Source organism: Aeromonas sp. DNP9, assembly GCF_001728955.1.
GTDB lineage: Bacteria > Pseudomonadota > Gammaproteobacteria > Enterobacterales > Aeromonadaceae > Aeromonas > Aeromonas veronii.
Genome location: NZ_LYSQ01000007.1, coordinates 149,743 through 172,980, shown reverse-complemented (window position 1 = coordinate 172,980; position 23,238 = coordinate 149,743). Strand labels below are relative to the sequence as shown.

Genomic DNA, 23,238 nt, shown 5'->3' with positions numbered 1-23,238 from the left:
ATGGTCAATGAATTGAAGTCAAATCGGTGATGGCGGCCGGATAAATATGGGTGCTGTTTGGCAATGGTGCGAAAAGGCGGATCGCAGTGCCAGCAACAGAGGGTCGCTGGTAGGGGCGGTGGTTATCAGCTGCGCTGGGCTGTTCTGGCCAGGGTGAGGTAATCGCCGAGCACCGGCTCCCCCTGCATATGGCGGCGCAGCATGTCGAGGGCGGCAAAGGCGAGGATCTTGCGGCGGCTCTCCGGGTCGGGGTGGCTGACCTTGACCGTCTGACCGATGTGCATGCCATCGGCGCTGAGCAGCAGTGGCACCCCCTCTGGCCCCTCTCGCCCTATGGTCAGTTGCAGGCCCGCATCGGTTGTCGGCAGTTGCGCCAGCTCATCGGCCAGTTGTGTACTGAAGTTGGCCTCCAGCCGGGGATGGCCGTGACAAAGCGCCAGCAGGGCGCCGCCACTCTCTCCCTCCAGCAGAGCCAGCGGTTTGCCTTGCAGCTGCGCGAGGATCTGCTGCGCCGGTTCCGTATCTCCGCTGCCAACCAGCCAGGGGCGGATCGTATCCAGCAGTCGGCGCTCTGCACTCTCCATGTCAGCGGCACTGGCGCCGTGGCCGATCAGTTTCAGCTCGATAAGGGGCATGGAGGAGCGGTAACCCAGCTCAATACCAGTTGGCCAGGGTTCGGCATCCAGCATATCGCTGAGTGCCGACTCCGAGACGCCGAAGGTGTAAAAGCGACGCAGCTCGGTATCGATCTGCGCACCGGCCAGCTGTTTGAGGCGCGGCAGAATTTGCTCGCGTACCATCTGCTTGAATTCGAACGGCACGCCCGGGGTGAAGAAGAGCTGGCTCTGGCCACTTCGCACCACAAAGCCGCAGGCGGTGCCGACCGGGTTGTCGAGGATCTCGCACCCCTGTGGCAGCCATGCCTGTTTGGCATTGCTTTGTGCCATGGGGCGGCCACGGCTGGCGTAGCGCGCTTCGATGGTAGCGAGCCAGTCGGGGAAGAGGGTGAGCGGCTGGTCAAAGGCCTCGGCAGCAGCCTGAGCGGTGAGGTCGTCGGCGGTGGGCCCGAGTCCGCCACACACCAGCACCACCTCGGCGCGGCTGACACTCTCTTGCAGCACCGTTTTCAGGTCGGCGAGGTTGTCCCCCACCGTCAGGCGACGGCGCACCTGCCAGCCCTGCTCCAGCAGCAGAGCGCTGAGCCAGGCCGCGTTGGTATCCACCACCAGACCCGTCACAATTTCGTCTCCGGTACTGATGATCTCGATACGCATGGCGGGCTCCTTGGGTGCAACGGGTAGCAACGGTTGGCCTCGGGCCAACACAATCAGGCTTTGTTGTGCTCGAAGTAGTAGCTGATCCGGGTACGCGGATTGAGGTACTCGAACACGGCGGGCGGCAGCCGTTTGGGGTGGATCACCTTGGCGATCGACAGTTCGGCTTGCTGCAGGTCGATGATGGCGGCTTCCTGCCGGGGAATGCGCGGATCGTAGACCAGCACCGAGGGGTAGAGCAGGCGGGAAGCGTTGACCGACATTACCAGCCCCACCTGACCGTTGGAGAGTTGCACCACGCTGCCGGGGGGATAAATCCCCATCAACCGGATCAGCATGCTGAGGTACTCCGGATTGAACTGCGCCTTGCGCTGCTTGTAGAGGCCGCTCAGGGCCGAGTAGGGCACCTTGGCCTGCATGTGGCAGAGGTTATCGTACTCGTTGATCAGCGACACCATCTGGGTCAGCGGATCGAGCTGGCCACCCTTGAGCCCTTCCGGCCCGCTGCCATCGAGATATTCGTGGTGATGGAGCACGATCCCCTTCGCCTCGGCCGGGAAATCCTTGGCCAGATTGAGCAGATCCAGCCCGTAGCGCGGGTGCTGGGCCATCAGATTCTGCTCCGGCTTGGTCAGCGGCTCGGTCTTGCGCAGGATCTGGCTCGGGATCTTCAATTTACCGATGTCGTGGAATAGGGCCCCCATGCCGACCTGACGGATCTCGTCGGCCGTCATGCAGCACTCCTTGGCCAGCAGCATGCTGAGCACGCTCACATTGAGGGAGTGGAAGTAGAGGTTGTTGCCATCCTCGCTGTCGGAGACCAGGTGCAGCACCATTTCGTCCACCGAGAGCAGTTGCTCGGTCATGGCATTGACCAGCTCCTGCGCCTCGCCGATGGCATTGAGGGGGCGAGACTGGATCTTGCTCATCACGCTGCGCACCTGCGCCAGCGACTGCTGGAACTGCTTCTCGCACTGCTGCAGGTTGCGGCGATAGAGTTGCAACTGCTCGATGCGGCGATCCTTCTCCTGCTGCATCTGGGCCTGGCGCTGGGCGGCGTCTGCGCTCTCTTGTTGCTGAGGCTGTACCTGATTGAGGGGCTTGGGCGGAACATCGCTCTTGTCGGGAATGATGGTGACCAGTTTCAGGCCGAGACGGCGGATCAGCTCGATCTCTTCTTCACTTTTGATCTTGAAGCTGGAAAACAGGAACGGGTGTTCGCGCCACCCCAGTGGCAGGGATACATAGTTGCCGACTTGCAGTCGATCTACGGAAATCTTGATACCGGTCATTATCTTGGAAGCAGGAGACACACTGAGCCGTATGCTAGTCAAAGGCGGGGGTGAATACAAAAGGTATCTGATGACAGGGCTGGAGCTTTATTATAGGCTTCTGGATGTCCAGACATATTTACCGATGCAGTACAGGGAGTAAGCATGCCGATCAAGATCCCGGATCAGTTACCCGCCGCCGAAGTGCTGGGGCAGGAGAACATCTTCGTGATGACGGAATCCCGGGCCGTCACCCAGAACATCCGTCCGCTGCGGGTGCTCATCCTCAACCTGATGCCAAAGAAGATTGAGACCGAGATCCAGCTGATGCGGATGCTCTCCAACTCGCCGCTGCAGGTGGATGTGGATCTGCTGCGCATCGATGACAGGGAGTCAAAGAACACGCCGCAGGCGCATCTGGAGAACTTCTATCACGACTTCGAGCAGGTGCGTGGCAACAACTACGACGGCATGATCATCACAGGGGCGCCGCTCGGGCTGGTGGAGTTCGAGGAGGTGGTCTACTGGCCGCGCATCGTCGAGATCATCGAGTGGTCCCATCAGCATGTCACCTCCACCCTGTTCCTCTGCTGGGCGGTGCAGGCGGCGCTGAAAGCCTTGTATGGTATGGAGAAGCAGACCCACGGCGAGAAGCTCTCCGGGGTTTACCGCCACCATCGCCTCGATGAGCACGAGCCGCTGCTGCGCGGTTTCGATGACGAGTTTGTCGCCCCCCACTCCCGTTACGCGGCGTTTGATGGCGATCTGATCCGTGCCCAGACCGACTTGCAGATTTTTGCCGAGTCAGAAGAGGCGGGGGTCTATCTGGCGGCGACCAAGGATTGTCGTCAGGTGTTTGTCACCGGGCACCCGGAGTACGATGCCCTGACGCTGGACGGGGAGTATCAGCGGGATCTGGCGGCAGGGCTCGAACCGACCATTCCGGTCAACTACTACCCGAATAACGATCCGGGCAAGACCCCGCACGCCAGCTGGCGCAGCCACGGTCATCTGTTGTTTGCCAACTGGCTCAACTACTACGTCTATCAGCTCACCAGCTATCGGGTGGAAGATATCGGCAAGGTCTTTACCTACGACCAGGGAGGCAAGTAGTCAGCCGCCCTGCGCCAGCCGCTCGGCCAGCTGGTCGAGCCATTGGCGGTGGCAGGCCAGGGTAAACGCCTTGGGTCTGTGGGACTTGATGGCGGCCATCGCCTCTTGCTGTGGCTGGCCGAGGGTCATCAGCAGCGCGGCGGCGACCAGACCGGTACGACCGCTGCCCCCTTTGCAGTGGATGACCAGATGTTTGCCATCCCCCAGCAGCTCGCGCAGCTGCGGCAGCGTCTGTTGCCAGGCAGCCTCGAAGTCGGTGTCGGGGGCCAGATCATCCTCGATGGGCAGATGAAACCAGCGCATCCCTTCGTGTTCGACCTGCTGGCCGAACTGCGCCAGTTCGAGTCGGATCAATTCGGCGCTTGTCATCAGGGTCACTACTCCGTGGGCACCGGCCAACCGCAGTTGATCGAGCGCCAGGGTCAGCGGCACCTGCTGGGTGCCGGGGCAGGGGGTCAGCAGCAGCTGACCGTCGACACGGGGAACCTCAAGGCTCCAGAAGGGGTGATACGGGTGCATGGCGGATCCTCGCGTGGTGGCCGCAGGGCTGCGACCGGTGAATGGCGCCAAGGATAGGCGGGGCAGGGGGGATGTCAATGGCCGTTGTGTTTGCCCCGATTTACGGGCAGAGTCTAAAAAATTGAGCGGTTCAAGGAGTTAAGATGAGAAACCTGGATCAACTGGATTTGGATATCCTGGCCCATCTGTTTCGGGATGCGGGCATGACCAACAAGGATCTGGCCGCGCTGGTGGGCGTTGCCCCCTCCACCTGTCTGGAGCGGGTGCGCAAGCTGCAGCAGGATGGCGTGCTCAAGGGAGCGCACTGCGAAGTGGATTATCAGGCCCTCGGTGGCCACATTCAGGCCATGGTCTCCCTGCAGCTGGCCCGCCACAGCCGCCAGATCATCGATGCCTTCCGCGATGCCATTCTGGCGCTGCCCGAAGTGATCAGCCTGTTCCACATGGGGGGCAAGGATGATTTTCTGGTGCACCTCTGTGTTTCCGATACCGAGCACCTGCGCAACTTCGTCTTCGATCACTTCACCTCCCGCGAAGAGGTGGTGCACCTCGAAACCTCGCTGGTATTCGAGCACAAGTTCAGTCGCTCCCTTCCCTGCTTTCCCCAGCCATAACGGCCAGTGGGCCGACGGTATGGATAGATGGAAAAAACCGCCAGCTGGCGGTTTTTTCTATTCTGCTATGGGTTGAATCTGCACGGGGTGCTCAATTGGCGGCGGTGCGTTCATCCTTGGCCGTCTGATAGAGACTCTTCTGATAGGCCATGCTGCCCCACAGGGCCAGACCAAGGGCATCTTCCTTCAAGGTGTCCGGCTGCGCCGCAAGGGTCAACTTCTCGCTGGCATTGTCGTAGACATAGCCTTCCGCCGCCCGCTCCGGTTGCAGGATTACCACATCCTTGCCGCGCATCAGGGCGAAGTTCTTGTCGTATTGCATGATGGCGCGCCCCGGCCAGTCGGCGGGCATGCGGGTCAGATCCTTGCCGAGCATGGGGTAGTCGGCACTGATCCCCATCAGTGAGAGCAGGGTCGGCGCCATATCGATCTGGCTGACGACGCGCGGATCTTTTCTCGGTGCAATGCCGTCACCCACAATGACGCCGGGGATATGGAAGCGGGGAATGGGCACCAGACTGGCGCCACCGACCCGGCTGTCGTGGTCGGCGATGACCAGGAACAGGGTGTCCTGCCAGTATTCGGACTGTTTCGCCCTCTTGAAGAACTCGCCGATGGCGTAATCCGCATACTTGGCTGCGTTGTTGCGGGTCTGCTTGGGCTGCTCGAACAGTTCGATGCGGTTGTCCGGGAATTCGAACGGATCGTGATTGCTGGAGCTGAATACCAGACTGAAGAAGGGTTTGCCCTCTTTGTGCAGCGCCTTGAAGGTCTCGTCGGCCTTGGCCATCAGATCCTCATCGGAGGCGCCCCAGGAGCCCTTGAACACCGGATTGTCGAAATCCTTCTGCTCGACGATGGTGGTGAAGCCGTTGCCGAGGAAGAAGCTGCGCATGTTGTCGAAGTGACTCTCGCCGCCATAAATAAAGCTGGTGTCATAACCCCGCTGTTTGAGCAGATCCGCGATGGTGAAGAAGTTGGTCTGGCTCTTGCCGAGTTTGACCACCGCCTGTGCCGGGGTCGGCGTGAAGCCGGTCAGTACCGCCTCGATACCGCGCACCGAGCGGGTGCCGGTGGCGTAGAGCTGCTCGAAGGCCCAGCCCTGCTGCGACAGGGCGTCGATGTTGGGGGTAAGCGGCAGGCCGCCGAGGGAACCGACAAACTGGGCACCCAGACTCTCCTGCAGCAGGATCACCAGATTCTTCGGTTTACCCTGGAAGCTCGCCTCGTTGAAGGTCTGGCTGGGCAGCAGATCGGAGTTGAAATCACTGGCCGGACGGCCACTCTCCTTGCGCATGACCTCGAGCACCTTCTGAGGGGGCATCTCGCCGTAAAACTGGCCAGCATCCTCCTCGGCGCCCATCTGTTTGATGGCAAAGAAGAGGGAGTAGGCGGAATTGACGGTGAGCGAGTTGACCAGCGGATCCTCGGCAAAGGCGACCATGGCCGGGTTCAGGGCGCGGTGGCCGAGACTGGAGCGGGCACCGAGAAAACCTATGGCCAGAATGAGCAGGGCGAAGGCCGGACGCAGATACCAGCGGGGGAAGCTGAGGCCATGCACCAGACGGCCGCTCAGCCACCAACCGCCGGTCAGCACGGCGCCACTGAAGAGTAACGCCAGCAGCAGCTCGGCTTTGCGGCCCGCCCACAGCATGGCGAAGACCTCTTTCGGATAGATGAGGTACTCCACATAGAGACGGTTGGGACGCACGCCATATTCGGTGACAAACGAGGGGGTGGAGATCTCGAGGAACAGCATCAGCCAGAGTCCGACGGTCAGCCAGACGCGTATCAGTTGCAGCCAGCCCCGGCCGATGGCATGGGGGCCTGCCAGCAGCAGAGTGAGCATGGCGGGGACACCCCAGACCCAGCAGAGGGTTGCAAAGTCGACCCGGATCCCTTGCAGCAGCATCTCCTGCCAACCGGCCACGGCATCCACCCGTTCCAGTTGCCAGAGACCGAGGGCGATTCGGCTGAAAGAGAGAGAAAAAAGCGCGAGCGCGCAGAAGACGGCGAAGGGCCAGAACGGGCCGAGTCGCTGTTTTAGATCTGTCATGTTTGTTCCTGAATGAGACTCTAAACGTCTGTCCACAGACGTTTTTTTAGTTGTTGTGAGGTTATGACAGAACGAATTGGTTAAGGTTGCATTCAAGTTTGTTAAAAGTCGGCATTAACACATTTGTCATCTAAAAATGTGATGTCGCGCCACTAATGAGCACAGCATAATCTGCTGGGTAAAATGTGAGCCACAGCGTGTATGGATGGAGCGCTGGTGTTTATAATTGCCGCGAATTATCTCAATCGGAGCCGAAGGGATGCCGGTCTTTATCGATGTCGAGTATGTGCGGGGATGGCGCCTGTTTCTGGTGTTATCGGATGGCACCACGGGTGTGCTGGATCTGACCCCCTGGCGAACCCAGCCGCTGTTTGCAAAGCTTGAGAGCGAGCGTCACTGCGCCCGGGTCTTCATCAACCGTCACCACCAGCTGGAGTGGCCTGTTGGCTGCACGCTATCCGCTCATGAGGTCTATCACCTCATCTCTCCCATCGATGAGCGGGAGGCCTTCAGCTAATCCCCATTTTTTGTGAGCCAACGCCAGATTCCTGTTGCTGGAATGTTTGCCCGTTTGCCTTTCTGAGCCAACTTGGGTAAAACCTGCGCAACATTTTGCCAACTTGCCTTCGCTTCACCTGACAGAGGCTTGCCGCTTTCGCGCCGCAGGCCTTTTTTGCGGCCTGACGGCAAACCTTTCCCTTGCTGAAAGGTTTGATTGGTTGAATGAAAATAACAAAACAAACAAATACATAAGGAAAATGTATGGCTTGTCATATGCGCACACCCCTTGCCCTGCTGGTTGGTGGACTCGCCTGTCACGGCGCTGCCGGTCAGGAATCGGTGCAACAGCTGGATCCCATGGTGGTGGTGGCAACCCGCCCCGCCAGCACCCTGGAGGTGACACTGGATCCCAAGAAGCCCGGTTCCCCCATGCCCGCTGCCGACGGCGCCGGTTATCTGAAGAATGTCACCGGCATGAGCATGGTGCGCAAAGGGGGGCTCGGTGGCGACCCTGTACTGCGGGGAATGGGGATGTCCCGCCTCAACGTGCAGATGGATGGCGGCATGCTGGCCGGTGGCTGTGGCGGCCGGATGGACCCGCCCACGGCCTACGTGTTCCCCCAATCCTTTGACCGGATCCGGGTGCTGAAGGGGCCGCAATCCCTCGAGCAGGGTGCCACCCTGGCGGGAACCGTGCTGTTCGAGCGGGACAGACCCGAGTTCACCGCACCGGGCCTCAAGGCCGATGCCTCGGCCCTCTTTGGCAGCTTCGGCCGCGATGATCAGATGGTGGATATGACGGCGGGTTCGACTGATGGCTATCTGCGCGGTCAGTTCACCCACTCCGACAGCGACGATTACCGCGATGGTCACGGTAACAAGGTGCGATCTTTCTATCGCCGCGAGAACGGCACCGCCCAGCTGGGCTGGACGCCGGGGGAGCACACCTGGCTGGAACTGACCGCCGAGCGTAGCAATGCCCGCGCCGCCTATGCGGACCGCACCATGGATGGCCCCATGTTTGATCGCGAATCCTTCGGGCTGAAGCTCAAGCAGGAGCAGATCACCACTCACTGGCAGCGCAGCGAGCTGACCCTGTGGGACAACTACATAGACCACATCATGGACAACTTCAGCCTGCGGCCAAACAGCGGCATGAAGATGCTCTCCAACCCGGATCGCCGCAACACCGGCGGTCGCTGGGCCAACGACATCGCCTTGCCTGCCGACTGGTTGCTGACCGCCGGGTTCGACAGCAACCGGGATCAGCACCGCAGCCGGGGTGGCGTCGATTATGCGACGCAAGATCGCCAGCGCACCCTGCGTTTCGAGCAGCAGGGCGGCTTTGCCGAGCTGGGACGTCAGCAGGGGGCCCACAGCTACAAGGGGGGTTACCGTCAGGATCGGGTCGAGACCACCCGTTATGGCGCCGGTGAACAGACCATCTACAGCGATACCCTGAGTCTTAACAGCGGGTTTGGCCGCTACGAATATCAGTGGTCGCCACGCTGGTCCAGCTATCTGGCCTGGGGGCAGGCAGAGCGTGCGCCGGACTACTGGGAACGCAGCAAGGACAGCACCCCGTTCACCCTCAACCCGGAGCGCAGTCGCCAGTGGGATGCTGGGTTGGCCCTGCGCAGTCGCGAGCTGGACCTGACCCTCTCTATCTTTAGCGCCGATATCAAGGATTACCTGCTCTACAACAGCAAGTCGAACAAGGTGCGCAATATCGATGCCCAGACTCGCGGTGGCGAGCTGGAGGGGCGCTGGCAGTTTGCCGAGCAGTGGCGTCTCGACGGTGGTCTGGCGGTGGTCTATGGCGAAAACCAGAGCGACAACAAGCCACTGGCCCAGATGCCACCGCTCGATGGCAAGCTGGCCCTTGGCTGGCAGCCAAATGAGGCGCTGAACTTCACCCTGCTGGGGCGCGCGGTGGCAGCGCAGGATAGGGTGGACGTCGGTTCCGGCACCGTTGCGGGTCAGGATCAGGGGGAGACTCCGGGCTTCTTCACCATGAACCTGAGCGGCGCCTGGCAGTTTGCCAAGGGGTGGCAGCTCTCGGCCGGGGTAGACAACCTGTTCGACACCTTCTACTACGAGCACCTCTCCAAGTCGGTGCACGCCAGTCAGGCTGGGTTGGGCTATGAGCAGAGCGGCCGCATCCCCGAGCCGGGTCGCTCCTACTGGCTCTCTGTCAACTACCGCTTTGCCTCGGCAGGTGTGCTCTAACCAGTTGAGTCAGATAACGTTTTCAGTCACAGACACCGCTGTGTGAGCATCGCTATCATGGTGAAAAACAGGCGTATAAGACGCTTGCTCTCACAGCGGGAACATAACAATGAAACAGGGAACGTTGCGCTATGGCGGCCTGCTCGGGGCCGCCCTGTTACTTGCCGCTTGCGGCGGCAGCGGTAGTTCAGGTGGGGAGGGCGCTCCCCCCGTCGTGAATCCGCCGGTCACCCACCCTCCGGTCGCCACGGCCAGTCGTGCCTGCTATGGCGACGATCAACCCGCCTGCAACCTGCGCATCTATCAGGTGATGGTGGAGTCGTTTGCCGATGGTGACGGCAGCGCCAACTACGGCGTTGGCTATGGCCCCTCCCAGCACAACGGCGATCTGCAGGGGATCATCGACAGTCTCGACCACATCAAGAGTCTCAACGTCAACGCTATCTGGTTCACCCCGGTGTTCGACTCCTGCGCGGGGCAAGGCGGCGATAACAAGCTCGATGCCACCGGCTACTTCGCCTGCGACTTTTTCACCGTGGACCCCAACTTCGGCAGCAATGCCAAGCTCAAGCAGCTGGTGGATGCAGCGCACCAGCGCGGCCTCTATGTCTTCCTCGACGGGGTGTTTGGCCACGTCAACAAGGTGGGGGTGAGCAAGCCCTCGCCAGAGGGGCGTCTGCCAGCCCTCACCAGCGGCGGTGCGGGTTATCCCGGCCAGCTGGTGAATTACAGCAAGCCGGAGAGCCTCGCCTACTTCAAGGAGGTGGCACGCTATTGGGTCGAGCAGTACGGCATCGACGGCTGGCGCCTCGATCAGGCCTATCAGCTTGGGCTGGATGATTGGCGCGCCATTCGCAGCGAGGTGGAGCAGGCCAGCGCAGCGCGCAAGGCTGCCGGTCAGCAGTGGGGCACCCTAGGCTATATGGTGGGCGAGGTGTGGAAGAGTGCCGACGAAATCCGTGCCGAGGCTTACGGCAGCAGTGACAATCCGGCGCTCTCCTCGGCCTTTGACTTCCCGTTGCGCTACGGCATCCTGCAGGCGCTGGCGGTGGAGGAGTCCGGCAAGGGCGGGCAGGGGGCCAGCGTGCTCGATGCCAGCTGGAACAAGGTGGAGAACTACCCGAATCATGCCATGCCGAACCTGATGCTGGGCAACCACGATCTGGTGCGTTTTGGTGATCTGCTGGAGCGCGGCAACTTCAAGTCGACCGAGTACTGGCAGCGCCACAAGGCAGCCTTCAGCTTTATGGCGGCCCGCTCCGGCCCCATCACCTTCTACTATGGCGAGGAGTTTGGCGACGAGGTGCCGGGCTTTGCCGCCAAGGTTGGTGGTGACTGCGCAGCGCAGGGCTTGTGCGACGATCATGTGGCCCGCAGCGATGGCAAGGTGCCCGCTGTCACCGGTTTTGTGCCAAGTAGCGAACAGGCCGAGCTGAAAGAGTGGATGGCCCAGCTGCTGGCGATGCGTGCCGCGCACCCCGCTCTCTATCAGGGAGAGCGAGTCAAACTGGTGGCCGAGGGCAGTCTCTATGGTGACATCAAGCAGACGGCGGGGGAGCAGATAGTCTATCTGCTCAACCTCTCCACCACTGCGCTCAGCTACAACCTGCCTACGGGCAAACTGCGCAGTGGCAGCGCGCTGGTGGATCTGCAAAGCGGCGAGAGTCTGGCTATCGGTGGCAGCAGTGTGACGGTGGAGATACCGCCCTTGAGCGGGCGTTTCCTGCGTCTGCAATAAGTCAGCCGCAGCACGCTTTGATATGAGAGAGGGCCCCATCGCGGGGCCCTCTCTGTCATTGGGGGCGACAAAGTCATGGCGGGGTTATGCGGTGCTCTGGCCCCGGTTTTCCAGCCGCTGGCGGAAGGCGCGGGCCAGTCGCTCGTAGAGATCCTGCGCCTCCTTGTCTTCGATATCGCCGCGGATCCAGGGGTTGTCGACGATCTCCAGCAGCACGCAGTCGCGCCCCTGCTGGCGCAAATCGAGCCCGTAGAGGCCATTGCCGAGCTGATGCACTGCGCGGCGAGCGGTCTGCAGTACCCGCTCCGGCACCTCGTTAAGCGGCAGCGCCTCGATGCGGCTCATGTCGAGGGGGTGTTTGCGGCGGCGGATGCGGTTGCCGGGCTCGGGTCGGTAGCGGCGGCAGGCAAACAGCGGCGAGCCGTCGAGAAAGCCGATGCGCCAGTCAAACTCGGCGGGGATCCGGCTCTGCACCAAGAGCAGGGCGGAGCGGCCCAGCCCCTCGTCCAGCAGGCGGGCCAGCTGCTGCTCGTCGCTGGCCATGGCGAGATCGCGCCCCTGTGCCCCGTCAGGCACCTTCACCATCAGCGGCAGGCCGAGCCGCTGCACCAGCTCATCCACATGGTGGCGGCCGCGGCGGGTCACCACCATGGTGGGCGGCATGGGCACGCCGCTGCGCACCATCAGCTCGTAGAGGTAGAGTTTGTTGCTGCAGGCGAGGATGGCGCGGGAGCTGTCGATCACCGGCATCTTGAGCTGTTCGGCGCGATGGGCAAATTCGAAGGTGTAGTGGCCGACCGCGGTTTCGGCACGCAGCCAGAGGGTGTCGAACTCCGGCAGCCGCTCGATGGCGGACGGTGGCAGGATCTCGGCCCGGATCCCCTGCGCGGCGGCAGCCCGGATAAAGCGCTCCAGCGCCAGCCCGTCACTGCTGGCACGGCCATCATCGGGATCCACCAGAATGGCGAGCTGGTAGAGCGGCGCCGCCTGCTCCTCGTCACCGGTCCCCACCAGCGCCTGAGCGTGGTGCAGCATCAGCTCTTTCTCGCTTGGGCTCAGCGCCAGTGGCGACAGGCTCTGCTGCTGGCGCACCGACCAGCCGTGGCGGCCGCGCTTGAGGGTCAGCTCCTGCAGCGGCAGCTGGCTCAGGCCATAGTAGTAGCGGGCCAGCCCCGCCAGCTCGCTCTGTTCACACTGGCCGAAGATGGCGCGCACTCGAATCCGATCCTCGCTCTGCTGGGCCAGCCATCCCTGCGCCTTGCGCCACAGCTTGGCCGGTGGCTGCTGGGGTTGCAGTCGGCTGATGGCCTGCAGACCCGGCAGACAGTGGTGGCCGCGGGCCTGGGCCAGCAGCGAGCAGTAGTAGCCTGCGCTCAGGTGCTCCAGATTGCGGCAGAGGTTGATGATGCGGGGCCTCCCGCCGGTAGTCGGCACGCCATGTTGCAGATAGGTGCGGGCGGTCAGCAGATAATCGGCATGGCAAGGCCAGTCGCCCAGCTCTTCGACGATGACATAGGTACTCATATTTTCGGCTCCACAGATCAGACTGCCTGAACAGGCAGGATCCCCAGTGGGCTTCGATGCACCGACAAGCACGACAATGGCGCGAGGGGAAACAAGAGGTTACAGTGCCTAATATGACGCCTTGGTAACTTGTGATACAAGTCGCATTTTTGGTGCTGAGGATAAATAACCGAACAAGGACTCTCCGTGTTGACCGTACGTGCGGCCCGAACCGATGATCTGGGCGCCATCGTGAATCTGGAACGCTACTGTTTTCCGCCCGAAGTCGCCTTTGGCCGCAGCCGCTGGCACTATCTGCTGGCCCACGCCAAGGGGCGCACCCTGTTGCTGCTGGACGAGAAACATCAGCTGATGGGCTATCTCTGCCTGCTGGAGCACAGAGGCTGGGATCGGCTGGTCATTCAGGCGCTTGCCATCCGCTGGACAGTGCGTCGTCTGGGCTGGGCCCGCCGCCTGCTGGAGCAGGTGATCCGCGAGGGCAAGGCCGCTGGCTGGGGGGCGATTCGCCTCGAAGTGGGGGACGCCAACGAAGAGGCGCTGGCGCTCTATCAGGGATTGGGATTTCGTCCCCAGCAGCGGCTGGCGGACTACTATGGCCGCGACCAGCACGCCCACCGGCTGGTGCTGCCGCTGGTGAGCGACGAGGAGCGTGAGCGGCGCAGACTGGCTCGCAAGCCGTCTGCGCAGGCCAACTGACCATGTTGCATGAGCAGAATCGAGGATCAAGATGAGCTGCGACAACTGTCTTGCCACCGCCATCAAGGCGAAGCTGGGGCGCTGCCCGGTCTGCGCCATCCAGACTTTCGTCATCGGCCTGAGTGGCTGGTTGGTCTGGTGGTGGTGTGGCGCCGACACCTCGGTCAACGCCCTCACCGGCCTGCTGTTTGCGCTGGGTGGCTCGGGCCTGCTGCTGCTCCATCTGGTGGTATTTGTCTGGCGCAAGGCGACCGGACGTGAATTGAGCGATGAATGAATCTGAATAGATTCAAACAGATAAATAACAATATCGATGTAGATATGGAGGTTCAGATGATTGCAATGGTAACGGGCGCCTCGTCTGGTTTTGGTGAGTCCATCAGCCGCCAGCTGGTGCAGGCGGGCTACAAGGTGATCGGCACCGGTCGCCGCGCCGAGCGGCTCGCTGCGCTGGCCGACGAGCTGGGTGCGCAGTTCCTGCCGCTGGCGTTCGATGTGCAGGACAAGGCGGCCACCCGCGCCGCGATCGCCGGGCTGCCGGCCGCCTGGCAGGAGGTGGATCTGCTGGTCAACAACGCCGGTCTGGCGCTGGGGCTGGAGCCGGCCCACAAGGCGGATCTGGAAGATTGGGAGCAGATGATCGCCACCAACATCAGCGGCCTGACCCTGCTCACCCGCCTGCTGCTGCCGGGCATGGTGGCGCGCAATCGCGGCCACGTCATCAACATCGGCTCCATCGCCGGTACTTACCCCTATCCGGGCGGCAACGTCTACGGCGCCACCAAGGCGTTTGTGAAGCAGTTCAGCCTCAACCTGCGCGCCGATCTGGCTGGCACCGCCATCCGCGTCACCAACGTGGAACCGGGCCTGTGCGGCGGCACCGAGTTCTCCAACGTGCGCTTCCACGGTGACGATGCCAAGGCGGCCTCCGTCTATCAGGGGGTGGAGGCGATCCAGCCGGAAGATATCGCCAATACCGTGCTCTGGGTGAGCCAGCAACCGGCCCACGTCAACATCAACAGCATCGAGATCATGCCGGTGGCCCAGACCTTCGGCCCGCTCAATATCAGCCGCCGCTGATCGCTGGATTGGCTGAAACAAAAGAGGCTCCCGTGGGAGCCTCTTTGCGTTGGCGAGCCGGTCACAGGCTCATGATCTTCTTGAACTCCTCCGGCGAATACTTCTTCTCGCTGCGCTTGGTGAGATCCGTCATCAGCTTGTAGCGCAGATCTTTGGCCATCTGATAGGTCTGCTCCAACTGGCCATAGGAGTAGTCGGCAGCCAGCCCGATGGCGGTAGCCTTGTCGCTGGCGTAGGCGTGCTTAAGGCTTTGGTCGAGCAGGGCCACCTCCTTATAAAGCTTGTTGCTCTTCTTGCTCCAGACGCCGCGCAGCAGCGGCAGGTACTTGTCCGGATCGGCGCTGGCCAGCGCGGTCAGGCTGCGGAACTGCCAGTAGGCGGAGTCATCGGAGTAGCTGTCGCTGCCGGTGCGATAGGGCAGGGGGTAGGATTCCAGGGTGTTGTAGAGCGGCACCATCACGGATTCGGCCAGCACGCCGTAGCTCTGCCAGATCAATCCCTGCAGCTCTTTGGGCATCTCCTTGCGCAGCTGGATGACGTGGGATTCCAGCTGGCGATCGATGCGGATCGGCCGCTCCGCCTTGCCCGCCAGCGGCGTACCGTCATAGGTAGCGCTCAGCAGTTTGGCTACGTCCGGCACGGCGATGGGGGCATCCGGCTTCATAAACAGCGGATATTGTGCCTGCCGGGTCGGCTGCGGGTGGCTGGCGGTCAGCATTTTCTGGCCGAGCCACTCCCGATCCACGTTATACGGGTCAGCGATGACCCCGAACGCCTTGGCGAAGTTGAACTCTTTCGGGTCGGCGTTATCCAGCAGTTTGTGCTCGCGTACGAACTCCAGCAGTTTGGGCGAGTGCAACACATCGGCGCTGTCGAGATTGACGCCGTGGATGCGCAGGCCGTTGGCCACCATGGCGTAGCTGTCGTCCGGCACCCGCACCGCGATCCAGTGGTGGCCGGAGCCAATCTCCATCAGCCAGGCCTCGTTCACATCTGCCAGATAGAGGCTGTTGCCCTCACCGGCGCCATATTGCTCCACATAGCGGCCGAGCAGCGCGACCCCCTCTTTGGCCGTTTTGGCCTGCGGCAGGATCAGGGTGGGAATGATGGCTTCAATCACTCCCTTCTCAATCAGCGGATCGGCCTTCTGGGCCTTGTCGTTGACCTCGGCGCTGGTGGTGGCCGAGATGGCGACGTTGAACTCGTTGATGCCGCGCTCCTCGTAATACTTGCCTGCCGGGTCGCTGGTTGTGGCATCCCAGTCACGAATGGCTGAGTAGGCGAAGAAGGCCTTGGGCATCGGTACTTCCAGCCCGTTGCCCAGTTTCCAGACCTTGCCCTCGTTCTGCTGGGCGGGCCGGAAGGCGAGGTACTTGTTCCAGTTGTTGACGCCAAAATCCTCGTTTCTGGCGATCATCACGCTGCCATCGGCACTGGCCCCCTTGCCGACAATAAGGCCGGTACAGGCGTCGGCACTGGTGCCAAGCAGGGTGAGCAGGGTGGCGGAGAGAAGACTCAAGGTGTGTTTTTTCATAGGTGTACCCGAAGGGTTGCGGTGAGTGAGAGTCAGACGAGGGGATGAGGTGTGGGGAGGCTGCAGCTCCGAACTGGCAGTGGAGCGAGCACGGCAGATTGGTCTGCCTGTTATTGGTTTGACGAACAGATCATCCATGACACGGCTGGCTGGTTGTGATGTGCGCCAAAATTGTATTCCTGAGTGGTTGTTTGTTTTGTGATCGATCTGCGGTTCCTGACTTTTCTCTGGCGTCGTGGCGCGTGGACGGCGAAATGTGCCAAAACAGCGAGAGCCGGCAGCAGATGAGTCATGATTCTGACGCCAGCCTTGCGTGTGGGGCGTGGTGAGATCCGCCATAGCGCGGGATCTTGCACCATCTGACAAGTTGGCCTGTAACTTGCTGGTTTAATTGATAATGGTGGGGCCTGACGCCCCATGTGACCGGATCAGCCTGTGCCCATTGCTGCAGATGCGCACTGAATTGGAGCCCCCATGGATATCAAACCCTACAGCCAGCAGCTTGCCCAGAGCGCATCCAACAACCGTGCCCTCGCTACTCTCAACAGTGCCAGTAGCGGCGGTCAGGGCGGTGGCTGGGAGGAGATGGTCAGCCTCTCCACCCAGCGCATGACCGGCCAGGCCCAGCAGGTGCTGACCTACGAACATCTGGCCAAGAACAACAAGTTGCCACCGGCGCTGGATATGAGCTCCGACAAGGGGGGCGTGGTGCAGCAGCTGGTGGACAAGGCGCTCGGGTTTGATCGCAAGAAATTCAACGAGATAGAAGACAAACTCAAGGCTATTGCCGACAACAAGAAGCTGACGCCGGAAGAGCGGGCGGAGCAGAGCAAGCCGCTCAACGAGCAGAAAGATGCGATGCTGAAAGAGGCGATGGATCGCCTGACCGGCAAGAAGAGCTCATCCAAAGATGAGGCCAAAACTGCCTGATCCTGCCGCAGTTCTGGGATCTACCCGGTCGGCACCGATGGGCCAGTGTCGACCGCCGATGGGCAAGCTTCTGCCACCTCTTTTGACCTCACCTCCCCACAGGCGCACAATGTCCGCGCATTGAGCCAGTCGAGGAGTCCGCCGTGTACAACTTCCAATATGCCAATCCGACCCGCATCTGTTTCGGCGAGGAGCAGATCGCCAGCCTGCCCGAACTGATCCCGCCCGGCAGCCGGCTGCTGGTGCTCTACGGCGGAGGCAGCATCAAGCAAAACGGCGTCTATGAGCAGTTGACCCGGGCGCTGGAGGGGGTGACGTGGCAGGAGTTTTCCGGCATCGGTGCCAACCCCAGATTCGAGCTGTTGATGGAGGCGGTGGCGCAGGTGAAGCGCGAGTGCATCGACTTCCTGCTGGCGGTCGGTGGCGGCTCGGTAGTCGATGGCACCAAGTTTGTCGCGGCGGCCGCCTGCTACGAGGGGGATGATCCCTGGGATATCTGCGGTAAACAGGCGAGTGTGCACAAGGCGCTTCCGATGGGCTGTGTGCTGACTCTGCCCGCCACCGGATCCGAGAGCAATCCCACCTCTGTGGTGAGCCGGGGGGATGTGAAGATCTCCTTCAGAAGCCCGCTGGTGCAGCCGCAATTTGCGGTGCTCGATCCGGCGACCACCTACAGTTTGCCGCCGCGCCAGACCGGTAACGGAGTGGTGGATGCCTTCGTCCATATCGCCGAGCAGTACCTCACCTTCCCGGTGGGAGGCGAGGTGCAGGACAGACTGGCGGAGGGGCTGCTGCAGGTGCTGGTGGAGAACGGCCCGAAAGCGCTGGCGGAGCCGACCAACTATCAAGTGCGAGCCAATTTGATGTGGGCGGCCAGTCTGGCGCTCAACGGCCTTATCGGTTGCGGGGTGCCGCAGGATTGGGCTTCTCACGCCATCGGCCATCAACTGACGGCGCTCTACGGGCTCGACCACGGCCAGAGCTTGGCGGTGGTGCTCCCCTCACTGCTGCGTGAGCGGGCGAGCCAGAAGCAGGACAAGCTGGCTCAGTTTGCCGAACGGGTGTGGCATTCGACCCGCGAGGACAAGGCCCTGCGCATCGAGGAGGCGATCATCCGTACCGAGCAGTTCTTCCAGAAGATGGGATTGGGTACCCGGCTGGCCGACTATGGCCTCAGCGAAAGCTGCATTCCGGCGGTCTGCTCCAATCTCAAGCGGGTGGGGCGCACCGCGCTCGGTGAGCAGCAGGATATCGACCCTGATCGGGTGGCGCGCATTCTCGCCCGCGCGCTATAAGCCGGCGCCGGTGTGTGTCCCTGGCTGATTCATTTTCCCAATAAAAGAGGGCCGCTTGTTGCGGCCCTCTTGCATGACGGGTTAGCCGATCACTCGGTACGCGCCTTGAGATAACCGGCGTAATCCGGGATCTGCACGCTGAATGCCTGCCGCATGTGGGGGCTGTCCATGATGAAGTCGGCGGTCGCCTCATTGGTGGCGACCGGGATGTTCCATACCGCCGCCAGCCGCAGCAACGCCTTCACATCCGGATCGTGCGGCACCGCATTGAGGGGATCCCAGAAGAAGATCAGCACGTCGATCTTCCCTTCGGCGATCAGGGCGCCGAGCTGCTGGTCGCCCCCCATGGGGCCGGAGAAGAGGCAGGTGATGGGCAGCTGCGCCTTCTTGCCGAGCATGGTGCCGGTGGTGCCGGTCGCATAGAGATGGTGGAGCTTGAGCTCCTCCTTGCGGCGCATCACCCAGTTCAGCAGAGGGGTCTTCATGTTGTCGTGAGCCACCAGTGCCACCCGTTTGTGGGGCGCCATCTCGCGTGCAATCTGTTCCATGGAAATCGTCCGTAGCATTGTTATTGGCAGAGAGCCGTATCCTAATCGAAAGCCATGACAGATGCTGTGTCGGGGCTATTAACTGTGATCCTGTCGAAAAGTTTTCGAGTCATGGCGACCCAAATATGGCGGCCAAAATGAAGAGACCCGCGCTGGCGGGTCTCTTTGCTTGCTGGTCTGCTGGCTTAGGAGCCGTGGTGCAGTTGCGACTGCTGATAGTTCTCCAGCCCGATGCGATCGATAAGGTCAAGCTGGGTCTCCAGCCAGTCCACATGCTCCTCCTCATCCTCCAGAATTTCCTGGAACAGGTCGCGGCTGATGTAGTCTTGCACCGATTCGGCGTAGGCGATGGCCACTTTCAGGTCGGGAATGGCATCCATCTCCAGCGAGAGGTCGCAGCGCAGCATCTCTTCCACCGTTTCACCGATGCGCAGCTTGCCGAGATCCTGCAGGTTGGGCAGCCCTTCGAGAAACAGCACCCGCTTGACCAGCTCGTCGGCGTGCTTCATCTCATCGATAGACTCGTGATACTCCTTGTGTCCGAGCGCCTTGAGGCCCCAGTCATCGTAGATGCGGGCGTGCAGGAAGTATTGGTTGATGGCAATCAGCTCATTGGCCAGCACCTTGTTGAGGTGGGCAATGATCTTGGGATCTCCTTTCATCGACAGTGCTCCTTGGTTCGTGCCTGAGGCTTCGATCGTTAGAGCTTAGTCCAGAAAAGTGACAACAAGAGGTCTGGCGAGCCAGCTCGCCTGAGAGAAGGGATGACCCGGTTGGCGGGTCGCATCAGAAAAGAGGTGTCCGGATCAGGCCACTTCGTAGTAGAGCACGGGTTGCTCCTGCTCCATCTTGTCGAGTTCGGCGGCAATGATCTCCATGGTCATGCGCACGCATTTGCCACACTGGGCGCCCACCTCGAGCGACTGCTTGAGCTGGCGGAATTCGCTTTTACCTGACTGCACCGCTTTGCGGATCTGGGTATCTGTGATGCCGCGGCACAAACAGACGTACATGATGGTCACCTCTTGTGGAATGAGATGAAATCTAAATGAGAATGGTTCGCAGTGCAAATAACCATTGGTAATAAGATCCCCTGCTTGCCACTGTGCAACCCCTTGGGGACAATGCTGGCAACCAGAGGAGATCACCATGCTCAAGAAACTGTTCAGCGCCCTGTTCGGGGGCGAGCCGACCAAGGCGCCGGAAGTCACGCCCACCGAATATGCCGGCTATCTCATCTATCCGGAGCCCATGGCCGAAGGTGGCCAGTATCGGCTGGCAGGACGCATCACCAAAGAGCTGGATGGGGTGCTGCAAACCCACCGTTTCATCCGCTCCGATCTGTTTGCCAATCCGGCCGATGCCGAGCGTTTCATGGTGCAGAAGGCCCACACCTTTATCGATCAGATGGGAGATCGCATGTTCGAGCCCCGCAAATCGGCTGACAGCCAAGCTTCATGACACTGCAAGAGGTCACCCTGCTACGCGAGGCGCTGGCCCGCGCCGGTGAGCGGCGCCTGATCTGGCTGGAGGGGGAGGAGGCTGAGTGCATTGCCCGCGCCCAATCCCTGCTCGGTGAGACCGTCTTCTGGCTGGGGGCCGGGCCCGAGTGTTATGCCCCTCAACCCGCTGCCAAGGCGCTGCAACGGCTCGGTCAGGAGTGCGACACGCTGGTATTCAACGCCTTCAGCGGCTTTCACCCCGATGCCTTCGGGGCGCTGGCAGGCACTCTATGCGCCGGTGGCTTGCTGTTGCTGCTGACGCCGCCAAGAGTAGAGTGGCCTGCATGGCCGGATCCTGACCGGATCCGGCTGGTGGCCCAGCCGGAAGAGGCGAGCCGGGCCGGCCACGGCTTTATCGCCCGACTGGTTCGGTTGCTGGAAGGTGATCCAGCCCTCTCTCTGGAGCCGCCGGTTTGCTCACAGCCGTGGCAACCGCTTGGGCCAGAGCGCAGGCTGAGCTGGGATCAGGCACGGGCGCTGCCCGCCATCCACAAGGTGTTGCACGGTCATCGCCGTCGGCCGCTGGTGCTGAGCGCCGACCGTGGCCGTGGCAAGAGTGCGCTGCTGGGCCTGGCTGCCGCCGAGCTGTTGCGCCAGCAGCCAGGGCTGAACATAGTGGTGACGGCCCCCTCGCAGGCGACGGTAGCGACCCTGTTTGCCCACGCCGCTCGTGGGCTAGATACCACGCCGGAACAGCTGACCGGACTGAGCTACTGCTCGCCGGATCGGCTGGTGCACGAGGCGATGAATCCCGATCTGCTGCTGGTGGATGAAGCGGCCGCCATTCCGACCCCGCTGCTCGAAGCCATGTTGGCCCGCTACAGCCGCATCGTGTTTGCCACCACCGAGCACGGTTACGAGGGGACGGGGCGCGGTTTTCACCTGCGCTTCAAGCGGGTGCTCGATAGCCAGACCCCGGAGTGGCAGGAGATCCACCTCTCTGAGCCTATTCGCTGGAGTAAGCGCGATCCGCTGGAGCCGCTGATTTTCCGCCTGCTCGGCCTCAATGCCGAAGTGGCAACGCCCTTGCCGCCGACCAGCCCGAGCTGGCGTCTGGTCAGTCAGGAGGCGCTGGAGAGCGACGAGACGTTGCTCAACCAGCTGTTCGGCCTGCTGGTGCTGGCTCACTACCAGACTACGCCGAGCGATCTCAGATCCCTGCTGGAGAGCCCGGATCTCGATATCCATCTGCTGGAGCAGGACGAGAGCCTGCTGGGTGTGGCCTTGGTGGCGCGGGAAGGGGAGATAGAGCCCGAGCTGGCCGAGGCGATCTGGGCCGGGCGCCGCCGTCCGCGCGGCCATCTGCTGCCCCAATCGCTGCTGGCCCACGCCGGTTTCAAAACGGCGGGGGGGCGCAGCTACGCCCGGGTGATGCGTATCGCCATCCATCCCGAGCTACACCGCCACGGGTTGGGGTCGCTACTGCTTGGCAGGCTTGAAGAACATTATCGTCAGGCGGGGATCGATTACCTCGGTTCTGCCTTTTCGGCTAGCGCCGACCTGCTCCCTTTCTGGCGCAAGGCCGGGCTGGAGGTGCTGCGCATCGGCCTGCAACGGGATGCCGCCAGCGGCTGCCACGCAGCCCTGCTGCTCAAAGCGCTGAAACCCGAGCATGAGTCCGAGCTGGATCAGTGGCAGCAGCGTTTTGTTCGCCAGTTGCCGACCCTGCTGGCGGGTGAGTTGAAAGGATTGGATCCCGAGCTGGTATGGCAATGTCTGCAAGGCAGCACCGCTACCGCAGCGGAGCTTGGCGAGTACGAGCGCGATGAGGTTGAGTGCTTTGCCCTGCATCACAAGCCGTTCGAACTGAGCCAATCCAGCTTGCAGCTGTGGCTGGCGCGCCATCTGGTTGTGCTGGGTTCACTGACTCCTGAAGAGCGTTATCTGCTTATCGCTGCCATCTGGCAATATGCCGACTGGGGAAGACTGGCTGCGAGGTTGCAACTGGCTGGCAAGCCCGCCGTGATCAAGAGCTTGCGGGTGCTGCTGGCGCGTCTCCTGATCTCCTCTACCACTCGATAGGTTTGCCCTGCCAGTCGAGAAAGCTCAGTTCGCCATCCGGTTGCAGCCGGCTCATCAGGTTAATCAGATGGTCGGCTACCAGTTCGGGACTCTGCACATTTCCTGGCGGTACATTGGCGTGAAACGGGCGAGAGAGTAGGGTATCCACTGTGCCGGGATGGAAGGCCAGCAATTTGACGCCGGGGGCCCGCCGGGCCAGCTCGATGGCGGCACACTTGAGCAGCATGTTGAGGGCGGCCTTGGATGCGCGATAGCCATACCAGCCGCCCGCCCGGTTGTCGCCAATGCTGCCGACCCGAGCGCTGAGAACGGCCAGAGTGCAAGGCTCTCGGCCAAACAGCGGTAGCAGCTGGCTGATCCAGCGCAGCGGCAGCAGTGCGTTGGTCTGGTAGAGACGGGTCATGGCATCGAGATTGATTGCTTCGAGTCGCTTCTCTGGCTGAATCTCCCCCTGATGCAGGATGCCGTTGCAGATCACCACCCGATGTGGTCTCGGTGCCAACTCCGCGATGCGCTCCACCACTTCTGTCATCTGCTCATCGCTGTAATCGCAACATAGCCAGTGCAGACTCGGCGATGAGAGGCCAGCAGGTGCGGGCTGGCGGCTGATGGCAATCACTGGCCCGACACCCGCCGCCAGCCAGTGTGTCACCAGAGCCGCCCCGATACCGCCAGAAGCGCCAATCACGACGATACCTTCACTCATCTCAGGCTCCTTTTGAGTACATGATGGATTTCACCATACGCCAATGTTGTCCTGATTGGCAGATACGATCCCGCCAGCCTGCGGGA

Annotated in this window: 23 protein-coding genes; 12 read left to right on the top strand and 11 right to left on the bottom strand. The window is 61.7% G+C overall.

Features of this window, described 5'->3' with window-relative positions; translation table 11 throughout:
* Positions 1 to 125 precede the first annotated feature (125 nt).
* Both A9G06_RS06980 and A9G06_RS06975 read right to left on the bottom strand, forming a co-directional pair.
* Complete coding sequence (locus A9G06_RS06980) at positions 126 to 1,274, bottom strand: CinA family nicotinamide mononucleotide deamidase-related protein (protein WP_069554699.1); 1,149 nt, start codon at positions 1,272 to 1,274, stop codon at positions 126 to 128.
* Positions 1,275 to 1,327: 53 nt separating this feature from the next.
* Positions 1,328 to 2,566, bottom strand: a complete 1,239-nt coding sequence (locus A9G06_RS06975; RefSeq protein WP_005336014.1) for a DUF3391 domain-containing protein — start codon at positions 2,564 to 2,566, stop codon at positions 1,328 to 1,330.
* A 144-nt stretch (positions 2,567 to 2,710) separates the two neighbouring features.
* Here A9G06_RS06975 and metA point away from each other — a divergent pair, with 144 nt between their 5' ends.
* Positions 2,711 to 3,658: a homoserine O-succinyltransferase gene (gene metA, locus A9G06_RS06970; protein ID WP_069554698.1), complete on the top strand. Its 948-nt coding sequence runs from the start codon at positions 2,711 to 2,713 to the stop codon at positions 3,656 to 3,658.
* On the opposite strand, the gene A9G06_RS06965 is transcribed toward metA, so the two are convergent.
* The gene (locus tag A9G06_RS06965) at positions 3,659 to 4,177 is read right to left on the bottom strand and encodes a cyclin-dependent kinase inhibitor 3 family protein (protein WP_069554697.1); all 519 of its coding nucleotides are present in this window, start codon (positions 4,175 to 4,177) and stop codon (positions 3,659 to 3,661) included.
* A gap of 143 nt (positions 4,178 to 4,320) precedes the next feature.
* On the opposite strand from A9G06_RS06965, the gene A9G06_RS06960 reads away from it, so the two are divergent.
* Positions 4,321 to 4,791 carry an Lrp/AsnC family transcriptional regulator gene (locus tag A9G06_RS06960; RefSeq protein ID WP_005336001.1) on the top strand — a complete coding sequence of 157 codons (471 nt, stop codon included), beginning with the start codon at positions 4,321 to 4,323 and terminating at the stop codon, positions 4,789 to 4,791.
* A 91-nt stretch (positions 4,792 to 4,882) separates the two neighbouring features.
* Here A9G06_RS06960 and A9G06_RS06955 read toward each other — a convergent pair whose 3' ends face one another.
* Positions 4,883 to 6,847, bottom strand: a complete 1,965-nt coding sequence (locus A9G06_RS06955; protein WP_069554696.1) for an LTA synthase family protein — start codon at positions 6,845 to 6,847, stop codon at positions 4,883 to 4,885.
* 259 nt (positions 6,848 to 7,106) lie between these two features.
* Here A9G06_RS06955 and A9G06_RS06950 point away from each other — a divergent pair, with 259 nt between their 5' ends.
* A complete protein-coding gene (locus A9G06_RS06950) occupies positions 7,107 to 7,364 on the top strand; it encodes a DUF2442 domain-containing protein (protein WP_005335997.1) in 258 nt (85 codons plus the stop codon).
* Here the strand turns inward: A9G06_RS06950 and A9G06_RS21880 are convergent.
* A complete protein-coding gene (locus A9G06_RS21880) occupies positions 7,361 to 7,621 on the bottom strand; it encodes a hypothetical protein (protein ID WP_127006022.1) in 261 nt (86 codons plus the stop codon). The two genes, A9G06_RS06950 and A9G06_RS21880, sit on opposite strands and share 4 nt — an antisense overlap.
* On the opposite strand from A9G06_RS21880, the gene A9G06_RS06945 reads away from it, so the two are divergent.
* On the top strand, positions 7,610 to 9,577 hold the full coding sequence (locus A9G06_RS06945) for a TonB-dependent copper receptor (RefSeq protein WP_069554695.1): 1,968 nt from the start codon (positions 7,610 to 7,612) through the stop codon (positions 9,575 to 9,577). The genes A9G06_RS21880 and A9G06_RS06945 overlap by 12 nt on opposite strands.
* A gap of 109 nt (positions 9,578 to 9,686) precedes the next feature.
* Positions 9,687 to 11,315 carry an alpha-amylase family glycosyl hydrolase gene (locus A9G06_RS06940; protein WP_069554694.1) on the top strand — a complete coding sequence of 543 codons (1,629 nt, stop codon included), beginning with the start codon at positions 9,687 to 9,689 and terminating at the stop codon, positions 11,313 to 11,315.
* Positions 11,316 to 11,399: 84 nt separating this feature from the next.
* Here the strand turns inward: A9G06_RS06940 and A9G06_RS06935 are convergent, their stop codons facing one another.
* Positions 11,400 to 12,839, bottom strand: coding sequence for a RimK family protein (locus A9G06_RS06935; RefSeq protein ID WP_069554693.1), 1,440 nt, complete (start codon positions 12,837 to 12,839; stop codon positions 11,400 to 11,402).
* A 186-nt stretch (positions 12,840 to 13,025) separates the two neighbouring features.
* On the opposite strand from A9G06_RS06935, the gene A9G06_RS06930 reads away from it, so the two are divergent.
* The 3 genes from A9G06_RS06930 to A9G06_RS06920 are packed head-to-tail and all read left to right on the top strand — an operon-like array spanning position 13,026 to position 14,615.
* Entirely contained in the window at positions 13,026 to 13,535 is a 510-nt protein-coding gene (locus A9G06_RS06930) for an N-acetyltransferase (protein WP_069554692.1), read from the top strand.
* Between the two features lie 31 nt (positions 13,536 to 13,566).
* Entirely contained in the window at positions 13,567 to 13,812 is a 246-nt protein-coding gene (locus tag A9G06_RS06925) for a DUF3624 domain-containing protein (RefSeq protein WP_069554691.1), read from the top strand.
* A 56-nt stretch (positions 13,813 to 13,868) separates the two neighbouring features.
* Positions 13,869 to 14,615: an SDR family oxidoreductase gene (locus A9G06_RS06920; protein ID WP_069554706.1), complete on the top strand. Its 747-nt coding sequence runs from the start codon at positions 13,869 to 13,871 to the stop codon at positions 14,613 to 14,615.
* Between the two features lie 61 nt (positions 14,616 to 14,676).
* On the opposite strand, the gene A9G06_RS06915 is transcribed toward A9G06_RS06920, so the two are convergent.
* A complete protein-coding gene (locus A9G06_RS06915; RefSeq protein WP_069554690.1) occupies positions 14,677 to 16,149 on the bottom strand; it encodes a C69 family dipeptidase in 1,473 nt (490 codons plus the stop codon).
* A gap of 474 nt (positions 16,150 to 16,623) precedes the next feature.
* Here A9G06_RS06915 and A9G06_RS06910 point away from each other — a divergent pair, with 474 nt between their 5' ends.
* Complete coding sequence (locus A9G06_RS06910; protein ID WP_069554689.1) at positions 16,624 to 17,079, top strand: hypothetical protein; 456 nt, start codon at positions 16,624 to 16,626, stop codon at positions 17,077 to 17,079.
* A 143-nt stretch (positions 17,080 to 17,222) separates the two neighbouring features.
* Entirely contained in the window at positions 17,223 to 18,374 is a 1,152-nt protein-coding gene (locus A9G06_RS06905) for an iron-containing alcohol dehydrogenase (protein WP_069554688.1), read from the top strand.
* A gap of 89 nt (positions 18,375 to 18,463) precedes the next feature.
* Here the strand turns inward: A9G06_RS06905 and A9G06_RS06900 are convergent, their stop codons facing one another.
* From A9G06_RS06900 to A9G06_RS06890, 3 genes are all read right to left on the bottom strand, one after another.
* The gene (locus tag A9G06_RS06900; protein ID WP_005363178.1) at positions 18,464 to 18,922 is read right to left on the bottom strand and encodes a methylglyoxal synthase; all 459 of its coding nucleotides are present in this window, start codon (positions 18,920 to 18,922) and stop codon (positions 18,464 to 18,466) included.
* Positions 18,923 to 19,107: 185 nt separating this feature from the next.
* Complete coding sequence (bfr, locus tag A9G06_RS06895) at positions 19,108 to 19,584, bottom strand: bacterioferritin (protein WP_005354959.1); 477 nt, start codon at positions 19,582 to 19,584, stop codon at positions 19,108 to 19,110.
* A 144-nt stretch (positions 19,585 to 19,728) separates the two neighbouring features.
* A complete protein-coding gene (locus A9G06_RS06890; RefSeq protein ID WP_005335965.1) occupies positions 19,729 to 19,935 on the bottom strand; it encodes a bacterioferritin-associated ferredoxin in 207 nt (68 codons plus the stop codon).
* Positions 19,936 to 20,071: 136 nt separating this feature from the next.
* Between A9G06_RS06890 and A9G06_RS06885 the strand changes: the two genes are divergently transcribed.
* Together A9G06_RS06885 and A9G06_RS06880 are read left to right on the top strand one after the other, a co-directional pair.
* A complete protein-coding gene (locus tag A9G06_RS06885; protein WP_042081878.1) occupies positions 20,072 to 20,383 on the top strand; it encodes an HlyU family transcriptional regulator in 312 nt (103 codons plus the stop codon).
* Complete coding sequence (locus tag A9G06_RS06880; protein WP_069554687.1) at positions 20,380 to 22,446, top strand: GNAT family N-acetyltransferase; 2,067 nt, start codon at positions 20,380 to 20,382, stop codon at positions 22,444 to 22,446. Before A9G06_RS06885 ends, A9G06_RS06880 begins: the two co-directional genes overlap by 4 nt.
* Here A9G06_RS06880 and A9G06_RS06875 read toward each other — a convergent pair.
* Positions 22,433 to 23,152, bottom strand: coding sequence for an SDR family NAD(P)-dependent oxidoreductase (locus tag A9G06_RS06875; RefSeq protein ID WP_069554686.1), 720 nt, complete (start codon positions 23,150 to 23,152; stop codon positions 22,433 to 22,435). The genes A9G06_RS06880 and A9G06_RS06875 overlap by 14 nt on opposite strands.
* Positions 23,153 to 23,238: the final 86 nt, after the last annotated feature.

Coding starts and splice junctions, on each gene's coding strand:
- A9G06_RS06980 (WP_069554699.1), bottom strand. CDS start 1,274: ATGCGTATCGAGATCATCAGTACCGGAGACGAAATTGTGACGGGTCTG.
- A9G06_RS06975 (WP_005336014.1), bottom strand. CDS start 2,566: ATGACCGGTATCAAGATTTCCGTAGATCGACTGCAAGTCGGCAACTAT.
- metA (WP_069554698.1), top strand. CDS start 2,711: ATGCCGATCAAGATCCCGGATCAGTTACCCGCCGCCGAAGTGCTGGGG.
- A9G06_RS06965 (WP_069554697.1), bottom strand. CDS start 4,177: ATGCACCCGTATCACCCCTTCTGGAGCCTTGAGGTTCCCCGTGTCGAC.
- A9G06_RS06960 (WP_005336001.1), top strand. CDS start 4,321: ATGAGAAACCTGGATCAACTGGATTTGGATATCCTGGCCCATCTGTTT.
- A9G06_RS06955 (WP_069554696.1), bottom strand. CDS start 6,847: ATGACAGATCTAAAACAGCGACTCGGCCCGTTCTGGCCCTTCGCCGTC.
- A9G06_RS06950 (WP_005335997.1), top strand. CDS start 7,107: ATGCCGGTCTTTATCGATGTCGAGTATGTGCGGGGATGGCGCCTGTTT.
- A9G06_RS06945 (WP_069554695.1), top strand. CDS start 7,610: ATGGCTTGTCATATGCGCACACCCCTTGCCCTGCTGGTTGGTGGACTC.
- A9G06_RS21880 (WP_127006022.1), bottom strand. CDS start 7,621: ATGACAAGCCATACATTTTCCTTATGTATTTGTTTGTTTTGTTATTTT.
- A9G06_RS06940 (WP_069554694.1), top strand. CDS start 9,687: ATGAAACAGGGAACGTTGCGCTATGGCGGCCTGCTCGGGGCCGCCCTG.
- A9G06_RS06935 (WP_069554693.1), bottom strand. CDS start 12,839: ATGAGTACCTATGTCATCGTCGAAGAGCTGGGCGACTGGCCTTGCCAT.
- A9G06_RS06925 (WP_069554691.1), top strand. CDS start 13,567: ATGAGCTGCGACAACTGTCTTGCCACCGCCATCAAGGCGAAGCTGGGG.
- A9G06_RS06920 (WP_069554706.1), top strand. CDS start 13,869: ATGATTGCAATGGTAACGGGCGCCTCGTCTGGTTTTGGTGAGTCCATC.
- A9G06_RS06915 (WP_069554690.1), bottom strand. CDS start 16,149: ATGAAAAAACACACCTTGAGTCTTCTCTCCGCCACCCTGCTCACCCTG.
- A9G06_RS06910 (WP_069554689.1), top strand. CDS start 16,624: ATGGATATCAAACCCTACAGCCAGCAGCTTGCCCAGAGCGCATCCAAC.
- A9G06_RS06900 (WP_005363178.1), bottom strand. CDS start 18,922: ATGGAACAGATTGCACGCGAGATGGCGCCCCACAAACGGGTGGCACTG.
- bfr (WP_005354959.1), bottom strand. CDS start 19,584: ATGAAAGGAGATCCCAAGATCATTGCCCACCTCAACAAGGTGCTGGCC.
- A9G06_RS06890 (WP_005335965.1), bottom strand. CDS start 19,935: ATGTACGTCTGTTTGTGCCGCGGCATCACAGATACCCAGATCCGCAAA.
- A9G06_RS06885 (WP_042081878.1), top strand. CDS start 20,072: ATGCTCAAGAAACTGTTCAGCGCCCTGTTCGGGGGCGAGCCGACCAAG.
- A9G06_RS06880 (WP_069554687.1), top strand. CDS start 20,380: ATGACACTGCAAGAGGTCACCCTGCTACGCGAGGCGCTGGCCCGCGCC.
- A9G06_RS06875 (WP_069554686.1), bottom strand. CDS start 23,152: ATGAGTGAAGGTATCGTCGTGATTGGCGCTTCTGGCGGTATCGGGGCG.